Source organism: Paenibacillus profundus, assembly GCF_021369635.1.
Classification (GTDB): Bacteria; Bacillota; Bacilli; order Paenibacillales; family Paenibacillaceae; genus Paenibacillus_B; species Paenibacillus_B profundus.
Genome location: NZ_JAJNBZ010000038.1, coordinates 37,566 through 53,590, shown reverse-complemented (window position 1 = coordinate 53,590; position 16,025 = coordinate 37,566). Strand labels below are relative to the sequence as shown.

Sequence of the window (16,025 nt, the reverse complement as noted above, 5' to 3'; positions counted from 1 at the left end):
TATTGCTGAAAGTCCTTGTGTAGCAAGGGCTTAGATTACTGCAAAATGCTCAAGTGTTTCTTTGAACACTTGCCGATTCCCTATAACGTTATGGCATTCACGAACCCGAGAACCTAAAGGGATCCAGGGTCCCGGCCGCGACGCGGTTAGGTTCCCAGATGTATCGTATGAAACCGCCTCTTGAAATACATCTGACGACCGAGTTTTCGCTAGCTCAGGAGATAAATAAATATAATGAAATTAACACAGGATTTATAGTAATCTGGATGGAGGTTAGCAACTACGTATAACAACGTATTAACGTATTGGTTCGAATGTAGATATGTTTGATCCCCACAAGCCTAAAGAAAGCCTTAAACGTTGGCGGGCTACGTATGCTGCACACGGCGAAGCAGGTCTTCTTGAGGAGCTGCGCACACGAATAGAGGCGTATGTGCACTTTTACAATACCTAGCGTTATCAATGGACATTGAAAAAGATGACCCCTGACGAATTCGAATTCAGGAGCCATCTTCTAACTGCATAGAGTATTCTTTTTTAACTGTTCACATTACACTTAAAAATTCCTAATTCTGAGTTCTAAATAAATCAGGTCTCTAGTTAAACCATTTAACTCATTACAAATGACTTCCACCAGTTACGTCCATATTATGACCAGTAATAAAACTCGCTTTTTCACTCGCTAGAAACGAAACAACATTTGCAATTTCTTCTGGTTGACCCTCTCTTTTTAAAGCACTCATATTCTTTGCATTTTCTTGACCTTCTTCTGTATGCAGCCAGTTAGCAGTTGAATCCGTATCAATGATTCCAGGCATTACGGAATTGATCGTAATTCCTTTTTCACCCAATTCCTTTGCTAGTGTAAATGTCATTGTATTCATTGCGCCTTTTGTCATACTGTATACCATCATATGGGGAAATGCGATACGTGTCACACCTGATGATAGGTTTATTATCCTGCCATTGGATTCTAAAAGTCCGATTAGAGATTGTGTAATAAAATATGGTGCTTTAACATTTGCATTGAATAGCCGATCGAACTCATCATAGTCCACTTCTCCAAATCCATTTGATGTAGCATGTCCAGCATTATGAACGATTGTATGCAGTGATACATTATTATCTTGGATTATCAATTTTTTAGTTTTCTCAATAAATTCTTTAATTCCTTCACTGGAATTGAAGTCACCCTGAATTAACTTTGCTTGTCTGCAAATTGATTCAATTTCCTCTTTGACCTGATTGGCTTTTTCAATATTTTGATTATAATGTAATAATAAATTGAACCCATCATTTGCAAGTTGGATTGCGATTGCCTTTCCTATCCCTCTAGAAGCTCCTGTTACCAATGCGTAATTATTGTTCTTCATGTGTTAACCCCTCCTTTAAAGAGAGTCTAAAGGTTAACCTAAGGGTAAGGTCAACTACTTAACACTTAGAAGGAAAAATAAATTCCGAAAGGCGCTTGGAGGAATACAGATAATCATCCGGGGTTAATATACGTTCATAAATATATGGTTCGGATAACTTTAATTCGTTATTTTTCATTATTTCATTTATCTTTAATACCGACTCTTCTTGATAAGGATCAATTTCACAGAAAAACTTTTGCGTTTGAAAACCAAAATATCTTGTCACTCCCGATTGATTCAATTCCTGATTTTCTAATGGTAGGGCGATACTAACAGGGTGAATTTTATTATCAGTCATTTTATATTTGATGATTTTTTCATTTTTTTTAACATTAAGTTCATTAATCAATTCCTCTGAATTATTCAGCGCTACACATATATTTTCATTTGGTAATAACTCATATTCATATACGATCAATGATTCTAGATACTCTTCATTGACTTCATTATTTAAAATCGCAATCGCATGATTCAGCTCTTTCAATTTATTAATTGCTTGATTTGCCTCTTTTATCTTATTCATTTCCAGTTGAAGCTTTTCTTCTATCAAGTTATTTATTTCATCATCTGATAACTTTCTATGAATGATTTTACTGATGTCATTTAAGGTGAATCCTGCTTGTTTCAACAAATTTATTCGTTTAGCAGTTAGTAACTGATTCTTATCATAATATCGATAATCATTATCTGGATGAATAAACACAGGCTTCAAAATATTATGTTCATCATAAATATACAAAGCTTTTCGTGATAAGCCAGTTAACTTGCTAAACTCTTTTATCAGAAGCAAATTATTATTCACTGATGAATCACCTACTATCAATTCTATTTAAACTTATAATATACATTACAGGATTTAAATTCAATTTATAAAACGTGGATCTCCCACTTGAAGAGACGTCTGAATAGATACCGTATATATTCTGAAACGCTTCCCGTTCCTCTTCCTTCTTTGATTTTCTTCTTTATTTGATTAAGCCGTTTCCGTATAGACAAAAAAATCACCTCTTAAGATAGCGATATCCTAAAAGGTAATTTTTCCACAATTTTTGTTCACTTTGGAAGGCTCTATATGTCCTAAAAAACAGGAATTATTCCCCATAGCTGAAAAGAAACTTTACTCAAAGTACTTCAATATTTTTCCTTTGAAAAAATTGTAGTTGAGATCCAGCTACTTTCTTTGGAATTTTTTTGATCCTTGCTAAATTTAGGGGCCACTGTGCTCATCCTCTCGATCCAACCTTTCCTCTTAGTTTAATAGATAGATTGAGGGTTTACACAGAAGAGTTTACAGACTCTATTGCGATACTCTCCCGAGTTTCTAACTCTGTAATAAACTGTTGCACTTTTTGTTCAATGGTCATTTCGTTCATTTCGTTCCCTCCAAGTCTTTTGATCTATCACAAATCACTTTAGAACACGATGTGCGCTTTATACTTAAAAATTACGCGAACGCCCTATCCGAATCCCCTCTTGATGGCTTATTGCTACCATACCGGCTTGGCTGTTGACAGAAATTGAATTATAGATCACACCATAGGAATACCACCAGGAATATGGAGTCCATTTACGAACCAGCTCTCCAGTGCTGTATTTTCGAAGCTCTGCAGTAGACGTGCTGCTCACCCATAGTTCATCGTGAGCTTCATCCACAGAAAATTCCTTCACGACATAGGGACTGACAATAAACAAAACCTCTTCCTTCGGGTCACCTATTTTCCATCTGGTAATGATCACAGGTTTATAATGGGCATATTTAGCGGCAATAATGTAATCTTTGGAGTCCACATAAAGAGCACAAGTAACATAATTATGCTCAAAGGCAACCGAATGGCTCCAGCCTTCACCTAGGAGATCGACCACCGTTAGTTTAGCGTTTTTAGAGGCATATACCAGTTTGTCACTATACACGGTAAATGCTAAGGTTTGAGTCATGCCTACACAATCTGCAAGCCCTAGCCAGACGAAATCATCGCGTTCTAATATTGTTTTCCGGCATTGTATATCCCACACAACGACTTCTTTACCAAACATTCCAACTGCAATCAACCGCTCATCCGGACTAAACATAATAGCCCCAATTTTTCGTTCTTTATAGCTATGCTCCAATACAACCTCTCCAGTGCTGAAGTCGATCACGTAAAAGGTACCGTAATACAAAGGAATTGGATAGCCGTCATCCCCTTGCGGGTCATAATCCTCAGCAGTAGGGACAATAACCATATATTTTCCAGTTACACTAAACTGCACATATGTATATTCATGATAATAAGCGTTTCGCTCTAATTGCTCCCAATCAAGTCCCGGGTGCAAATGCTCTGCATGCAACTTAAGCTTCTGTACATCATATATTTTCACAATGCCTACACCTAATCCCACTGCCAAAAAATGACCATCAGGACTAAACACAAGACTCATATTGGTGGCCTTCTCCTCTTGAAAAAGAGAGACACTATCGGAAAAAGCAGCGATTTCATCCCCATCGGCAGTTCTGGACAATTTTAACCATCCATCCATATACATTACAGCAGTTAAAGAGCCATCTGGACTTAAAGAGGTAGCTCCGACCCATTGCTCACCACGAGCCAGCTCCACAAATAAAGGACACTTCCCCTTCTTACCCTCCAATAATACGGACTGTGGATTTTCGTATTCTTCTATACTGTCGTTAAGTTCTTGCAATTTACGGATCCAAAAAGGTTCCTTCGTCTCCATTCCCTCTGCCAGCTTGGCTTTTGCATCCACAAAATTACCATCCTGAATATTAGCCAATGCCATATAATAGGTTATTTTAAACTTATGCTCGGGCATCAATTGCTCCCGTTCCAGCAATGGCCCCAATGTTCGCATGACTTGTTCGGTATTGCCATGAGGCTGAAATAGCAGCAAACTTCCCTCTACCAGCTGAAGTAACACGGACGAAGAATTGATATATCCAAAACGTTGGGTTCCCTCAGTATGCATTTTTTTGTATAAATCCAATTGTATATTTTCTACATCCTGCACCTGTCCAATGTAAAGAAGGGCTTCCATATATAGAAAAAATGCCTGCATATGCATCAGCCAGCTTTGCTGTGATGAGGATGACAGCCAATCCTTTTCAGCATATTTTGCAAATATCCTCACTGTATCATGAAATGAACCGGTTGCATTATAGTTTAAAGCTTCATCACAATCCTGATTAAGCATTGCTTGGGATAGCGTAAATTTAAATTTGTCCTCGCGTGTGTTAAAGGCAACCCCCTGCGGATGATCAATCAAAGCCAGCGGGTTTACCTCAACCTCCCTGCCCGCTTTTTCATGATAATCCGCAAAAAGCTTGATACTATCTACAGGACTGCTTGAAGCAGAGTAGAGCAGCATTTCCTGTAACTGACTGATAAGCTTACTTTGAGATTGTGGAGAAAAAATAACAGCGTTTCCAGTTAGAACGATTTGTACCTCATATTGATCAGCCAAATCCGTGACTGTCCAGTCTGGCCAGCACTTTTTCACATGCGTAATGATGTCAGAATCATCACCTGCATACCATATATCCAAGCTTCTACGTCTCGTATCCAAATGAAATCCCTGATCCGGGAAGTCCTCACTCCATTCCGCCACACGAAGCTCTGGCTGCCCCGATGCCGGGCTTATAGCCTGAATAAATGAGGATGGACCTGCTAATAAATATTCATCAAATGTTCCGCTTAGCGGGAATATCCGCAATTCCCCATTTGGAAATACGATGCTGGCAATTATGCGAATGAATCCATCTTTGGGCTCTGGTTCGATTAATGATGTTAATTCCGTAGTATATTCAACCGATCTGACATGCTCCAGCGGATAATGTAAATACATTGCCATATCAACAATTCCCGCCTTGGCCCATCTTAGTTCCCAACCACTCCATAAAGGCTGCATTAATGCAAACAATTGCCGCCTAAGCGGAATATCATATATGATATCCTCTCCGCCATACCAGAGTAATACCTGATGGTCCATATCCATAATTACTCCGCCTTCTGCCCATCTGTCATCAAGCCATCCCTCTGCAGGCTGCTGTCCCTCAATAAAAGAAAGGGTTTCCTCCGGTCCCCAGAATAAATCCCTTGGTAACGTATTGGCACACCAATGACTATAGTACAACTTATAACTTCCATTTCTAACTAGAATCAAATTCGCTCGCTGACCCACACTTTCCCCTCCTATGATTCGAAACTTTCATCCATATTTCTTGTTCATTTTTCAACTCCCTCAAAATGCACGGTTCGATTAGCATACGCCTCTATGATTTCAAGAAACCTCTGTTTACCCACATCCAAGTGTCCCTCACCCTTGAGTCCAATGTTGATCTCGTTACCCCAATAATAAATGAGCCGTTCTCCTTCATATTCCAAATCAAGATAGGTCATAACCGCATCCGCAGTCTGGCTCAGTCCAATAAACCAGCGGTGAATCGAGACGGAATCCCGAAATGAGCAATAATATAATCATCTTTATTTCCACCGTGCTCCTCTACGTATTTCCATATCGCAGCAACGATTTTTATCCTTCATCACCACAACAAACTGAAAGTCCAATCCCATCGCCAGTACTCCAATCGTTATGTAGAATTTTAATGGTCGTTACCCCGTAAGGCATCAGCATAATTTAATATAGATTCCTGCTCCAGCAATGCAATCAACAGCATCGTCTGTTCTTCCCACGCCTCTGCCTGATTCTCATCACGCAGCAGTTCAATGAACGGTTCATACAAGCATGGATACTTCATCGCAACAGGGTGCTTCCGATCCAGCAATACCGCCCATTGAAGATAGCTGTCACAAATCCAGTGAGCAAGGGTGCCTTGTACTCTGCGTAATTCAGGGTAAGCTGCAAAAAGCTTAAATACTAGCTGCTGTTCATCAACGGACCGAAATGCAAACTCGGAAGGATCGATCCCGATTTTACGTTCTATGCGAGCAAACGCCACATTCCACATCTCATCGCTTACACGGGACTGAGCGACGTTCTTCTCTGCCCATTTGATCCGTTGAATTTGAGCTATCGCGTGCTCCCAATTCCGCTGTTCCCAAGCTTCAGTGGCCCTCCGATAGATGTCAATGGGCTCTTTGCCAATGAGTAGCTGCCAACTGTGCTGATGGAATGCCCCGCCGCCCACCTCAATAAAACCATGCTCCTTGAGAATATAACCTCCTAGACAATACAACAGCAGCAGCGGTTCATATACGCGATAGGCTTGAGAAGCAGCTTCATTTCCTTGCTGCGCACACTTCATATAAAAAAACGCCAACTTGCTAATGGATCGTACATAGGAATGCCTCATTCTTTTTATTACGAAATAATCATTTTCTATATCGAACTCTTCTGGAGCTCTTGCTATATGATAAGGGTAAAAAAATAATGGGTTTACTTTTACCGGTTGCCCTTCCGCTACTACAGACATACGCCGCAAATATTCTTGGTATAACAATCGATCCAGGTTATGTTCTGCCGGTGTTCTTCTATTTCTGTCGTCCGGATGCTTCATATCAGCTAAATAAGAGATTAGCTTTAATATCATTTCATCCCCACTCTGCCTAGCAAACTCAATCAGGGAAGGATCATAATCATCTGTAGGGAGTACAAGATTTGGAAGCTTCAGCAAAAACTCTTCCACGTGATTTTTTACTTTAATATCCTTTTGCCCCGATAGATACAAAGGCACCTCCTTGATTTCCTTCACCTGTTGAATAGTAACTCTGGAATAATTGCAGGTTCTGTATAATCGCTGATTGAAGCAATAGATTTCCTTCGTATTCTCCATTTCAACGGTTTCTTTCTCCGGGTCATAATAGCAGGAAAAAGGGAATCCCTGGAGTGACAAATTGCTGGAAAGACCATGCTGCTGCAAAACAGCAGCATCCGCAGCATACGCTTTAGCTGCAAAACGTGACCCCGCAACACGATGAATAGATACAAATAATTTGCCATCGTGACTTTGCCACCACGTGGAATCTTCTTGACTTGCCTCTAACAAAGGGATAGGTTTCTGCTCCGCATTGGAGAGCCATGCAGTAACATCGGACTCATAAAGTTCTCTTACCACCCATTGTTTTTGCTTCTGCAATAAACGGTAATAAATCGCATGCTTCTCCAACAATTCCTGTATATTGTTCACGAAAGGATAAGGGTTCCCTGAGTTTACATAATACAATTTTCCGGCACGGTCCATATAACCGCTTTTATGGACGCCCTCATAGATAAAATGGAGACATTCCACCATATATTGGTCCTTATATTTGAAGACCTTGGGCATGCCGCAGCCCGTTGCAGAATGCCTCATTACATCTAATGTGCAACTGTGGTTCAGCTTTCCTCCAAAGGAATAGTTAGTCCCTCCATACTTCTCCTGAAAATCCAGTAAAGCCTGGAAGACAGGAATCCCATTCTGCTTGAGCCATTCTTTTACTATTTCTTTGTCTGTGATCGTTGTTCTTCTATCACATTGCTGAATGAATTCATTCGCTTGCATGGATAATTGGTTTACCTTCATATCGCTGTATTCCCCCTGCTGCTTCTATTAAATATCCCAGCTTGTTTTTACATCGAACTGAACTGAGCTGAGCTTTGGTACACATTGTTCAAACTAAGCTATTTATTGCAGACCCAAATCAATGTTACACTGGAAGCATACAGCATCGACATAGACAGAGATTGGAGCAGAGACCTGACATGAGTTATAACGTTGTATTTTTTGACATCGACGGCACACTGGTTAATGATGAGAAACGAGTGCCGCAAGACACAATCGAGGCGATCGCTGAGCTTAAAGAAAACGGGATTGAACCTGTGATCGCAACGGGACGTGCCCCTTACTTCTTTAAGCCGCTTGCCGAGCTGCTTCATATTGAATCTTTTGTTAGCTTAAATGGAGCCTATGTAGTTTATAAGGGGGAACCTCTATATCAACGCCCTCTTCCGCGCGGCAGTGTAGAGAAGCTTGTTGAATATGCAAGTCGCAACCATCACCCCCTTGTGTTTGAAGGCAATGAGCAGTTTTATGCTAATTCCGAATCTCATCCATTTGTAGTGGAATCTATAGATTCCCTTCGAGTTGAGCAGCCTGGATTTGATCCTGAGTTCTGGAGTAAAACAGATATCTATCAAGCGTTCCTCCATTGCGAAGCGCAAGATGAGCATTTGTATGACCATGTGTTCGACGACCTTCGATTGATACGCTGGCATCCAAAAGCGATGGACGTAACGATAAAAGGCGGCTCCAAAGCCATCGGAATAGAAGCCATGTTGCGACGCTTGAACCTGACTCCAGAGAATGCCGTCGCATTTGGCGACGGACTCAATGACATGGAGATGCTCCAGCAAGTGGGGCTTGGAATCGCGATGGGCAACTCTCATCCACAACTGTTGCCTTATGCTGATTACATCACCTCTTCCGTAGATGAAGGCGGAATCCGCCAAGGGCTGCGGCATGCTGGTTTAATTTCATAAGTTTATATGGCAAAAGGGGGTTAGCGGGCTATTGTCCGTTTGACCCCCTTTGTGCGCGGTATGCTTGCTTCTTCGTCGAGATGCTACGATTTTATCGGCTTTATCCGTGCTCAACTTTATACCCGCTTCAACCTTTATTTCCATGAAAAAAACTCCTGCCATTACCGAAGACAGAAGTTTCTATCATGATGGATGCGCGCGCATCCCTTGTTCATCTAAACTGATAATGGTCTGACATCGCAAAGGAAAGCGTCAGCACGCCGCCATTTTCCTCCAAATCCGCTCCCTGCTCTCTGGCATTGCAAATAACACTGTATATTGAACTGACACCGATGTATTGCTTATATACCTCATCATCAAATTGCTCCGTACGAAAGCCCTCAAACAAAGCATCATAAATTAGATAATAGCTGGCAAGCTGAGTCCGATAAATACTAAAGGACTCCTCGCCCTTAAGCATCGACATTTCCTCGGTATATGTAAGCTTCTCGAAGGCATGCTCTGCACAAATTTCAGGTAAAAAAGAATACAGCTCCTCCGCTAAGTTAGTATCCTGCAAGCGCTCAGCTAATCTCTCCGGAAATTCGTCATACCGCTCCTGCGTGTCACACTCCATGAACATGTGAACAGCTGTCCGAGTAGCAGCAGCAATGTGCCCGGCTTCATATGGATACGGTGTGTACGTCTCCTCAGACTGCTGCAAAAAAATAAATTGCTTTTGTGAGGCAAATTCTTCTACCTGCCACTTGCTTACCATTTCTGCTACAATATTGCCCAGCTCAGGGCTTGGAATATCATTAATGCGGCATTCGCCGGTAATATCGTCACCATTTTTAGCACCATAGATTTTAATATAACAAAGCTTCTGGTTGCCAACCCGTTTCGCAATCTCATCCTTGAGCGCTTCCCAATATGGGGTTTCACGCATCTCATCTGATGACTCGCCCAGACCAACGATATTACTTTTATAAACCTTCCAATTATGTACAGTGTTCCCGTATGTCGTGTGGAGCTGGTCAGGTTCCCTATCTTGCTCCATTGATGCGATACCCTCCATTAACGAAAATGCAAAACCGCCGATTGCCATGCCAAGGGCATTTTTTAAGCTGCTGCCAATGCCTGCCGAGGTTTCGAATATATCGCGATCCCATTTCGGAGAACTCAATTGAAACTGAAGCATAACGGATTGATCTGACCATCTTGCCACATGAGGACGAATCGTGAGCTCCCATTCCGGAATAACTATCCGATCTCCCTCTACGATCTCCTCCGCCTCAAAAATCCCTCTCATCCCGCGGTGCAGCAGGAAATGTCCAGGATCCTCAATTTTCTCATCATCCAAGTCTAACCATTCTTCTCTCTCTTCGCTCATCGCTTGCAGCTCCTCTCTCGATACATGCTGACTTACTACAAAGAATACCACATCTTTAAGCCAATAATCACCCAATGCAGGACAACCCTTTTCCTTTGGTGTCTTTTACCGATAAATAATAAGGGAACAGCATGCTTCTATTAATTCATCATTATGGAGTGGAAAAATGACAAACCATACGACGGAATCCTGTCCCGAATGCGAGCACCGAATGGAAGTCGTGCCGGGGTACGTAACCTAGTGCGAGGAATGCAATTGGAACATCGATCCGAATTGGAGGCATGTATCTTCGCTCGCCCTCTTTGATCGGATTAACTTTCGCATGGGTATCAAAAAGTCACATCAATTGCTTGAGGAGAATTTGCAAACCGATCGGATCGCGTACCCCTTTACCTGGAGCAAAGCATTCGCCTATCTGTTAGCCGGACTGATCCATGCGGCTACCTTCAGCATACCGATTGTTGCGGTTAATTGGTTTTTTTATAGCAACTCGTTAATGTTTACCCAGCTTGCCTTCGTCCTGTTTCTCATTTTCATCGTACTCATGCTGCCCTACAGGCGGAAGCATTCGGGCCAGCCTTTACGACGGGATGAATATCCTGGACTGTACCGCCTGCTGGATGACATTGCTGCAGCCGTTCAAGCGCCGCCCATCGACGTGATTCGAATGGATAATTCATTTAATGCGTATTTTACAATGATCACCCGACGCAAAACCAAGGTAATCGGGATTGGGGTGCCTTTGTTTTCCGCGTTGAATCTGCCTGAGAAAATCGCTATACTCGCCCACGAAACCGCTCATCATGCGCATAAGGATGTTACCCGCACATGGTTTATCGGGTCTGCGATGTATATTATGGCTTCCTGGTACGAGTTTGTGCTTCCATACTGCGAAGAGGACGAAAAGCTCGGACCGCTCTCCACTCCGATTCGTTATGCCCAACTGCAGCTGGCTAATCTCATTTTCATCCTGTATTACTTTCTAGGTGCAGCGGTCTGGGATGAGAGCCAACGAGCCGAGTATTTGGCTGACAGAGTTGCTGGTCAGGTCGCGGGAACAGATGCCGCTAGCTCTGCCTTGAGCAAGCTACACTTCGCTCCTGTGTTCTGGTTGACGGCAGAGCGAGTGGCTCGATATCGCTATGCTTCGGATTTGTTCGGGGAATTCCGGCAAAAGATGGAGCACGTACCTGCAAGCGAGCAGAAGCGAATACAACGAATTCGCGATTCCATCGCTGTTCAACTGGACTCCACTCACCCTCCGACCCAGTACAGAATACTCAGTCTGCAGCAGCATCAGGTACTGACGCCCCAATATGTGCCTGACAGTAAACTGAAAAGTCAACTGGAGGAAGAGTTCGCGCGATTGGAGAAATTGAGCCAGCGCTATCTGTTGGATGATATTCGGGCGACATTTTGATGAAGCCTCCAAGCTCTTTAAGTCGACATAGACAGAAACGGAAATTCACTCAACAAGCTTACACCGGCTAATGCCGGTGTTTTTGTGTTTAATAGAATGGCTCTGTTAAACTTTAATGTTGATTTACACCGAAATAAAAAATAGGCTTGGTTCTTTTTCAGTAGAACCAAGTCTATTATATTTTAACTACTTCGACTTTCGAATATTTAAGTAAAGCTACCCGTTTGCTTAAGATAAAATTACGTTTCAAAAGAGTAAGCTCTCTCTACTTTAGCAATCCTCACTGAGTAGTTCGTATACCACTCTGCTTTACCTTTTTCTTGTGCAACTTTATGGGCTGAATTTTCTTTCCAATTCTTTATGGCCTCTAAAGAATCCCAATATGAAACTGTAATTCCCAATTCATTGTCACGAGCACTTTCTACACCTAAAAAACCTTTCTGTTGAGAAGCTAATTCTTCCATTTTTTCTGCCATTTTTCCATAACCTTTGTCACCATCAGTTCGCTGTGAAGTAAATATCACGGCATAATAGGGTGGTTGAGGAGTTTTTACAATACCACTCATTTTTAATTCCTCCAATCCGTTTAATTTTAAAAATATATTATAGTTTTTTTAGATACTCTTTTCAATTAAACTGCCCCGACCTCTCGGGATGGAGAACACCAGAATCGACAACAACAAAAAGGTAATCAACAAAATGAGTTCGCCGTATCATTCCAATTGGGAAGATTTCATCCAGTGCGAGTACATGGATATGAGTTCCAGCTTCTCTGCAGGGGCCATGTATTCAACAGTCGACGTTTTGTACAAATGGGATCAAGCTTTGTACTCTGAAAAATTAGTATCGAAAACGACGATGGACCTTGCCCTTCAATCCAATGTTTTTAATTACGGCTTCCCAGATGACCACACTACCGTAATTATGTTGACGAATTATGATTTTGTTCCCGTGTTCAAACTTACTGAGTCATTAACAGGGATACGGTTTGGGGAGCAAATATCTGTTCCACCTCGTCCGCAATCCTATACTCTCGATGAGAGAATTTATTCTAATTATATGGGGACGTACGAAGGATACGGCTGTAAAGCCACCGTAGCTCGAAATGAGGATCAATTATTTTTTGTCTGGAACGATGAAGCAGTCATCCCCTTCTATCCGATTTCGGAGACTACATTACATCATACTTGGCATGATGTATGAATAGGATAATCAGAACACTGTGCGAAGGGTGTTAGCCACGCTCCATCGTCAATGAATGCGATAAGTTACGCCCTCCGATCCAAGCCTTTGCCCTTCGCGTGTTCCGACTATTCAGATACCATGACTCATAATGACTTTCCCAACGTTCACCTGACTGAAAAAAACGGGCTTGTCGGGCACCCCCGACTGTAAGCGGGAAAACTGCCGTTTTCAGGTTCGAGAGAATTCATCGTGCACATCAGCCACAACAACGGCAATCAGTCGCCCGATCAATTGTTGCGCTGCTGATGCTGTAAACCTCAGTATGCCGTAGCTGTCCGTAATCTGGCCTTGCTGCAATCGAGCATCCAGCCAATCGGTAATAAAAGCCGGCGCATAGCCTCCCGTGCCAAATGCACCGCCAAAAGCAATCATCTTCTCATATATGGCCAAGTATTGCTCCCGGGTAGTCTGCGGATACGCCTTCGTATACAGCCAAAATTGCAGATCGTACATCAACATCGACCGTTCATCTGCATGAAATGAAAAATGCCCCTTCTCTTCTACGATTTCTGCGCATATCGTCCGGATGACACCTTCTATATGCTCCACTTCAACAACATTGGCGCATAATTCCGACAGCAACGGTGAAAATTGACCGTGAGCTACTCTCCGCAAGTCCTCCTGCTTGTCCTCCTCGGAAGTATCGAACTCCTCCTCATTCACCAGCCCTTGAATAAAAGCGGCGAAGCTGGGAGCTAGAAACGTAATGGCATAATCTTGTTCCTGATCGACATGGACTACCGCAGGCTCCCCGTCCCTGCCACATGCCCGATAATCGAGCATTACCACATCATGGCCGGCGGAAGGACAGTCGCAAATAACAACGCCGATGTCGGGATAACCCCACTCTTCAATCATGAATAGGCTGCCGAACTCCCCGCCTAAGGAATACGGCTTCTCGCGTCCAATTCCCATAATCCCTGTAATGGAAATATATTCCACCTCCCAAGAGGTTGCTTCGTCTGTCGGGAAGCAGGTATTCACCGGAATCCCGCCATTATGTATCTTCATCATCGCAATATAAGACGCCGGCAGCTTGTAGCCGAGTTCCTCCTCGATAGAAGCAATGAGCTCATCTGTCGGCGGTTCGTCAACATATTCCTCTAGTGCGTAATCAGAATCATCCCAGAAATGGGTAAATTCGATTCTTTCGAAATGCTTCATTAGTTCTTGGCCCATTATGCCACCTCTATTCATGGGTTTCATCCTCGTCTTCTCTCGAAGATGTCGGAAATTTTCCTTCTATATAATGATTCATCAACCCTCTAACCCAAGGACGGAAGGCATTTCTTTGCACAGCCTCTCCAATCAAACCGAAATCATCTGAAACGTAGCCCGCCAGCTCGGAGTGTTGCGTGATAGCGAAGACTTTCTTAAATACGAATTCCCGCAGACGGTCAATTTCGGAGTCGGAAAACATTTTGACGTCGACTGTTTTTAATAATTCATTGTTCACGGTCCAGTTCTCATCGAATTCACCTGCGTCGCGTCTATCTAACAGATCGTCCCAATCTAATTCTGATGAAAACACTCTTTCAAAGAAAAGGTCTCCGTGTATTGTGTCTAGTAAATAATCTAGCGACTCCACCTTCATCATAACTCCCTCACTTCGGATCTCAGCATACCGTGTGCTTTTCCGGCTTCACAATGGACGGTTCGATTCCAACTGATTCCGTCTGCCAGCCTTGTGCCACTCCTCGTAGATACCGCCAATGTCATGAAATGCCTGATTGACCATGGTTGTCAGCTCATTAACAATATCCTTGGTGTATGTTAAGCGGGTATTCACATTGTCCGCCTTAGATTTGCGCAACAGCTTCACATGGGCGATCGTGTTCAGAGTCTCTTCCAAAATCCAATAGAGCACGTCATCCACATTTTTCGTGGTTTTGCTTAGCATCTGCACGCCTCTTTCATACATAACAAGCTCATACTCTTGTTCTTTGATCCTCACACATGGACTAAGATCGCCATAATAATCACACTGAAACGGCTGAGTAACCATTTTCTCATAGGAGTCATCGTAAATGGACGTTTGCCGGAGCGTGCGGAAGATCATATTCGTGATTTCCAGTTCAGTATGCATCATAGATAAGCGCTTCCTCCCTTAAGGCCTCGTAAGCTCACCATTGAGCGGTGCGGCAATGATTTTGCAGCAGAAAATGGGCGATCTCCCGGAACCGCTCAGCCGCTTCCTCTTCATAAAAAACCGCAACTTCCCGGCCGTAGGCATAATTCAATCGGATGTAGCCACCCAGTTCCCGTATGAAGACCTTACCTATGTTTTCATTTTCGATCAGCAGATCCGGTTTGAAAAAGTCCCGGCAGCGTTTGCCCAGTTCACGCAAGGTCAGGCTGCTGTCGTTCTCGGGAGTGAACAGAAAAAAGGCATGTTTTTTCGTATCATTCCATGGTTCAAAATAAGCCGGCACAGACTCGTCATCGTCGAACGTCTCTTGATAGATTCGGTCCAACGTGTCCGTATAGGAAGCAGCCCTGGACGGTATGACCCCAATTGTCTCGGAATGTCTCGGCAGCCACACCATCCCCTCTACCTGCGGATGCACAGCAAGAAAATCGCCGTCAATCGTTGTCCCGATGACCACGCATTGGCGAATCTGTTCCTGTGTTATCGGGCTTGTCTCATCATGCTCCCACAGACCATATTCGGCAAACGGCCGCAATACTTCAGGGTCGGGCGCTTGTATATTGAACCAGCCTTTGTACGTGCCTTCGCCGTATTCTTGGAGAAAGCAGCTATATTCATCGGGAAAAGCAACCCGCATGTCTTGTTCGACTTGACGGATCAAACCGGACGGAACGGGAGTCAACTGTTGAGATACAATATACATGTTCGAACCGCCTTTCTTAGGGAAGTCTCTTGGTCAGAGCAGAGCTTCAACTGGTGATGCCGATATGTATTTTATAATACCAATTCTAGCGTTGTTTTCGAGAGTCCTGCGAACGAAGCTGCTAAAACATTTTGCGAACATTAGTTCCCTACATGCATTTCCATTATACAACAATCATCAAACTATGAAAACAACCAAAGCCATATGAGCCGATTGATGATTATTTGTTGCCATCATTAATGATGAAG

13 protein-coding genes are annotated in these 16,025 nt (G+C 43.0%); 3 read left to right on the top strand and 10 right to left on the bottom strand.

Annotated features, from left to right (window positions below):
* Positions 1 to 617: 617 nt before the first annotated feature.
* The 4 genes from LQV63_RS27110 to LQV63_RS27095 form a co-directional block, all read right to left on the bottom strand.
* Positions 618 to 1,373, bottom strand: coding sequence for an SDR family NAD(P)-dependent oxidoreductase (locus LQV63_RS27110; RefSeq protein ID WP_233699023.1), 756 nt, complete (start codon positions 1,371 to 1,373; stop codon positions 618 to 620).
* 58 nt (positions 1,374 to 1,431) lie between these two features.
* Positions 1,432 to 2,217, bottom strand: a complete 786-nt coding sequence (locus tag LQV63_RS27105; protein WP_233699022.1) for a MerR family transcriptional regulator — start codon at positions 2,215 to 2,217, stop codon at positions 1,432 to 1,434.
* Between the two features lie 635 nt (positions 2,218 to 2,852).
* Positions 2,853 to 5,591: a WD40 repeat domain-containing protein gene (locus LQV63_RS27100; RefSeq protein WP_233699021.1), complete on the bottom strand. Its 2,739-nt coding sequence runs from the start codon at positions 5,589 to 5,591 to the stop codon at positions 2,853 to 2,855.
* 421 nt (positions 5,592 to 6,012) lie between these two features.
* Positions 6,013 to 7,932 carry a hypothetical protein gene (locus LQV63_RS27095; RefSeq protein ID WP_233699020.1) on the bottom strand — a complete coding sequence of 640 codons (1,920 nt, stop codon included), beginning with the start codon at positions 7,930 to 7,932 and terminating at the stop codon, positions 6,013 to 6,015.
* A gap of 179 nt (positions 7,933 to 8,111) precedes the next feature.
* Between LQV63_RS27095 and LQV63_RS27090 the strand changes: the two genes are divergently transcribed.
* Positions 8,112 to 8,888 (top strand): Cof-type HAD-IIB family hydrolase, encoded by a 777-nt coding sequence (locus LQV63_RS27090; protein WP_233699019.1) that lies wholly within the window; start codon positions 8,112 to 8,114, stop codon positions 8,886 to 8,888.
* 211 nt (positions 8,889 to 9,099) lie between these two features.
* Here the strand turns inward: LQV63_RS27090 and LQV63_RS27085 are convergent, their stop codons facing one another.
* Positions 9,100 to 10,260, bottom strand: a complete 1,161-nt coding sequence (locus LQV63_RS27085; RefSeq protein ID WP_233699018.1) for a DUF6348 family protein — start codon at positions 10,258 to 10,260, stop codon at positions 9,100 to 9,102.
* Positions 10,261 to 10,582: 322 nt separating this feature from the next.
* Here LQV63_RS27085 and LQV63_RS27080 point away from each other — a divergent pair, with 322 nt between their 5' ends.
* Positions 10,583 to 11,680 carry a M48 family metalloprotease gene (locus LQV63_RS27080; RefSeq protein ID WP_233699017.1) on the top strand — a complete coding sequence of 366 codons (1,098 nt, stop codon included), beginning with the start codon at positions 10,583 to 10,585 and terminating at the stop codon, positions 11,678 to 11,680.
* Between the two features lie 239 nt (positions 11,681 to 11,919).
* On the opposite strand, the gene LQV63_RS27075 is transcribed toward LQV63_RS27080, so the two are convergent.
* Positions 11,920 to 12,246 (bottom strand): antibiotic biosynthesis monooxygenase family protein, encoded by a 327-nt coding sequence (locus LQV63_RS27075; RefSeq protein WP_233699016.1) that lies wholly within the window; start codon positions 12,244 to 12,246, stop codon positions 11,920 to 11,922.
* Between the two features lie 133 nt (positions 12,247 to 12,379).
* Between LQV63_RS27075 and LQV63_RS27070 the strand changes: the two genes are divergently transcribed.
* Positions 12,380 to 12,883, top strand: coding sequence for a hypothetical protein (locus LQV63_RS27070; RefSeq protein WP_233699015.1), 504 nt, complete (start codon positions 12,380 to 12,382; stop codon positions 12,881 to 12,883).
* A 210-nt stretch (positions 12,884 to 13,093) separates the two neighbouring features.
* Here LQV63_RS27070 and LQV63_RS27065 read toward each other — a convergent pair whose 3' ends face one another.
* The 4 genes from LQV63_RS27065 to LQV63_RS27050 are packed head-to-tail and all read right to left on the bottom strand — an operon-like array spanning position 13,094 to position 15,777.
* Entirely contained in the window at positions 13,094 to 14,104 is a 1,011-nt protein-coding gene (locus LQV63_RS27065; protein WP_233699014.1) for an SMI1/KNR4 family protein, read from the bottom strand.
* Positions 14,105 to 14,114: 10 nt separating this feature from the next.
* Positions 14,115 to 14,522, bottom strand: a complete 408-nt coding sequence (locus LQV63_RS27060) for a hypothetical protein (protein ID WP_233699013.1) — start codon at positions 14,520 to 14,522, stop codon at positions 14,115 to 14,117.
* A gap of 45 nt (positions 14,523 to 14,567) precedes the next feature.
* Complete coding sequence (locus LQV63_RS27055) at positions 14,568 to 15,014, bottom strand: Imm63 family immunity protein (protein ID WP_233699012.1); 447 nt, start codon at positions 15,012 to 15,014, stop codon at positions 14,568 to 14,570.
* Positions 15,015 to 15,048: 34 nt separating this feature from the next.
* Positions 15,049 to 15,777, bottom strand: coding sequence for an SMI1/KNR4 family protein (locus LQV63_RS27050; RefSeq protein ID WP_233699011.1), 729 nt, complete (start codon positions 15,775 to 15,777; stop codon positions 15,049 to 15,051).
* Positions 15,778 to 16,025: the final 248 nt, after the last annotated feature.

Excerpts from the sequence above, each read along its gene's own strand:
- LQV63_RS27110 (WP_233699023.1), bottom strand. The coding sequence starts at position 1,373 with ATGAAGAACAATAATTACGCATTGGTAACAGGAGCTTCTAGAGGGATA.
- LQV63_RS27095 (WP_233699020.1), bottom strand. The coding sequence starts at position 7,932 with ATGAAGGTAAACCAATTATCCATGCAAGCGAATGAATTCATTCAGCAA.
- LQV63_RS27090 (WP_233699019.1), top strand. The coding sequence starts at position 8,112 with ATGAGTTATAACGTTGTATTTTTTGACATCGACGGCACACTGGTTAAT.
- LQV63_RS27085 (WP_233699018.1), bottom strand. The coding sequence starts at position 10,260 with ATGAGCGAAGAGAGAGAAGAATGGTTAGACTTGGATGATGAGAAAATT.
- LQV63_RS27080 (WP_233699017.1), top strand. The coding sequence starts at position 10,583 with ATGGGTATCAAAAAGTCACATCAATTGCTTGAGGAGAATTTGCAAACC.
- LQV63_RS27075 (WP_233699016.1), bottom strand. The coding sequence starts at position 12,246 with ATGAGTGGTATTGTAAAAACTCCTCAACCACCCTATTATGCCGTGATA.
- LQV63_RS27070 (WP_233699015.1), top strand. The coding sequence starts at position 12,380 with ATGAGTTCGCCGTATCATTCCAATTGGGAAGATTTCATCCAGTGCGAG.
- LQV63_RS27065 (WP_233699014.1), bottom strand. The coding sequence starts at position 14,104 with ATGGGCCAAGAACTAATGAAGCATTTCGAAAGAATCGAATTTACCCAT.
- LQV63_RS27060 (WP_233699013.1), bottom strand. The coding sequence starts at position 14,522 with ATGATGAAGGTGGAGTCGCTAGATTATTTACTAGACACAATACACGGA.
- LQV63_RS27055 (WP_233699012.1), bottom strand. The coding sequence starts at position 15,014 with ATGATGCATACTGAACTGGAAATCACGAATATGATCTTCCGCACGCTC.
- LQV63_RS27050 (WP_233699011.1), bottom strand. The coding sequence starts at position 15,777 with ATGTATATTGTATCTCAACAGTTGACTCCCGTTCCGTCCGGTTTGATC.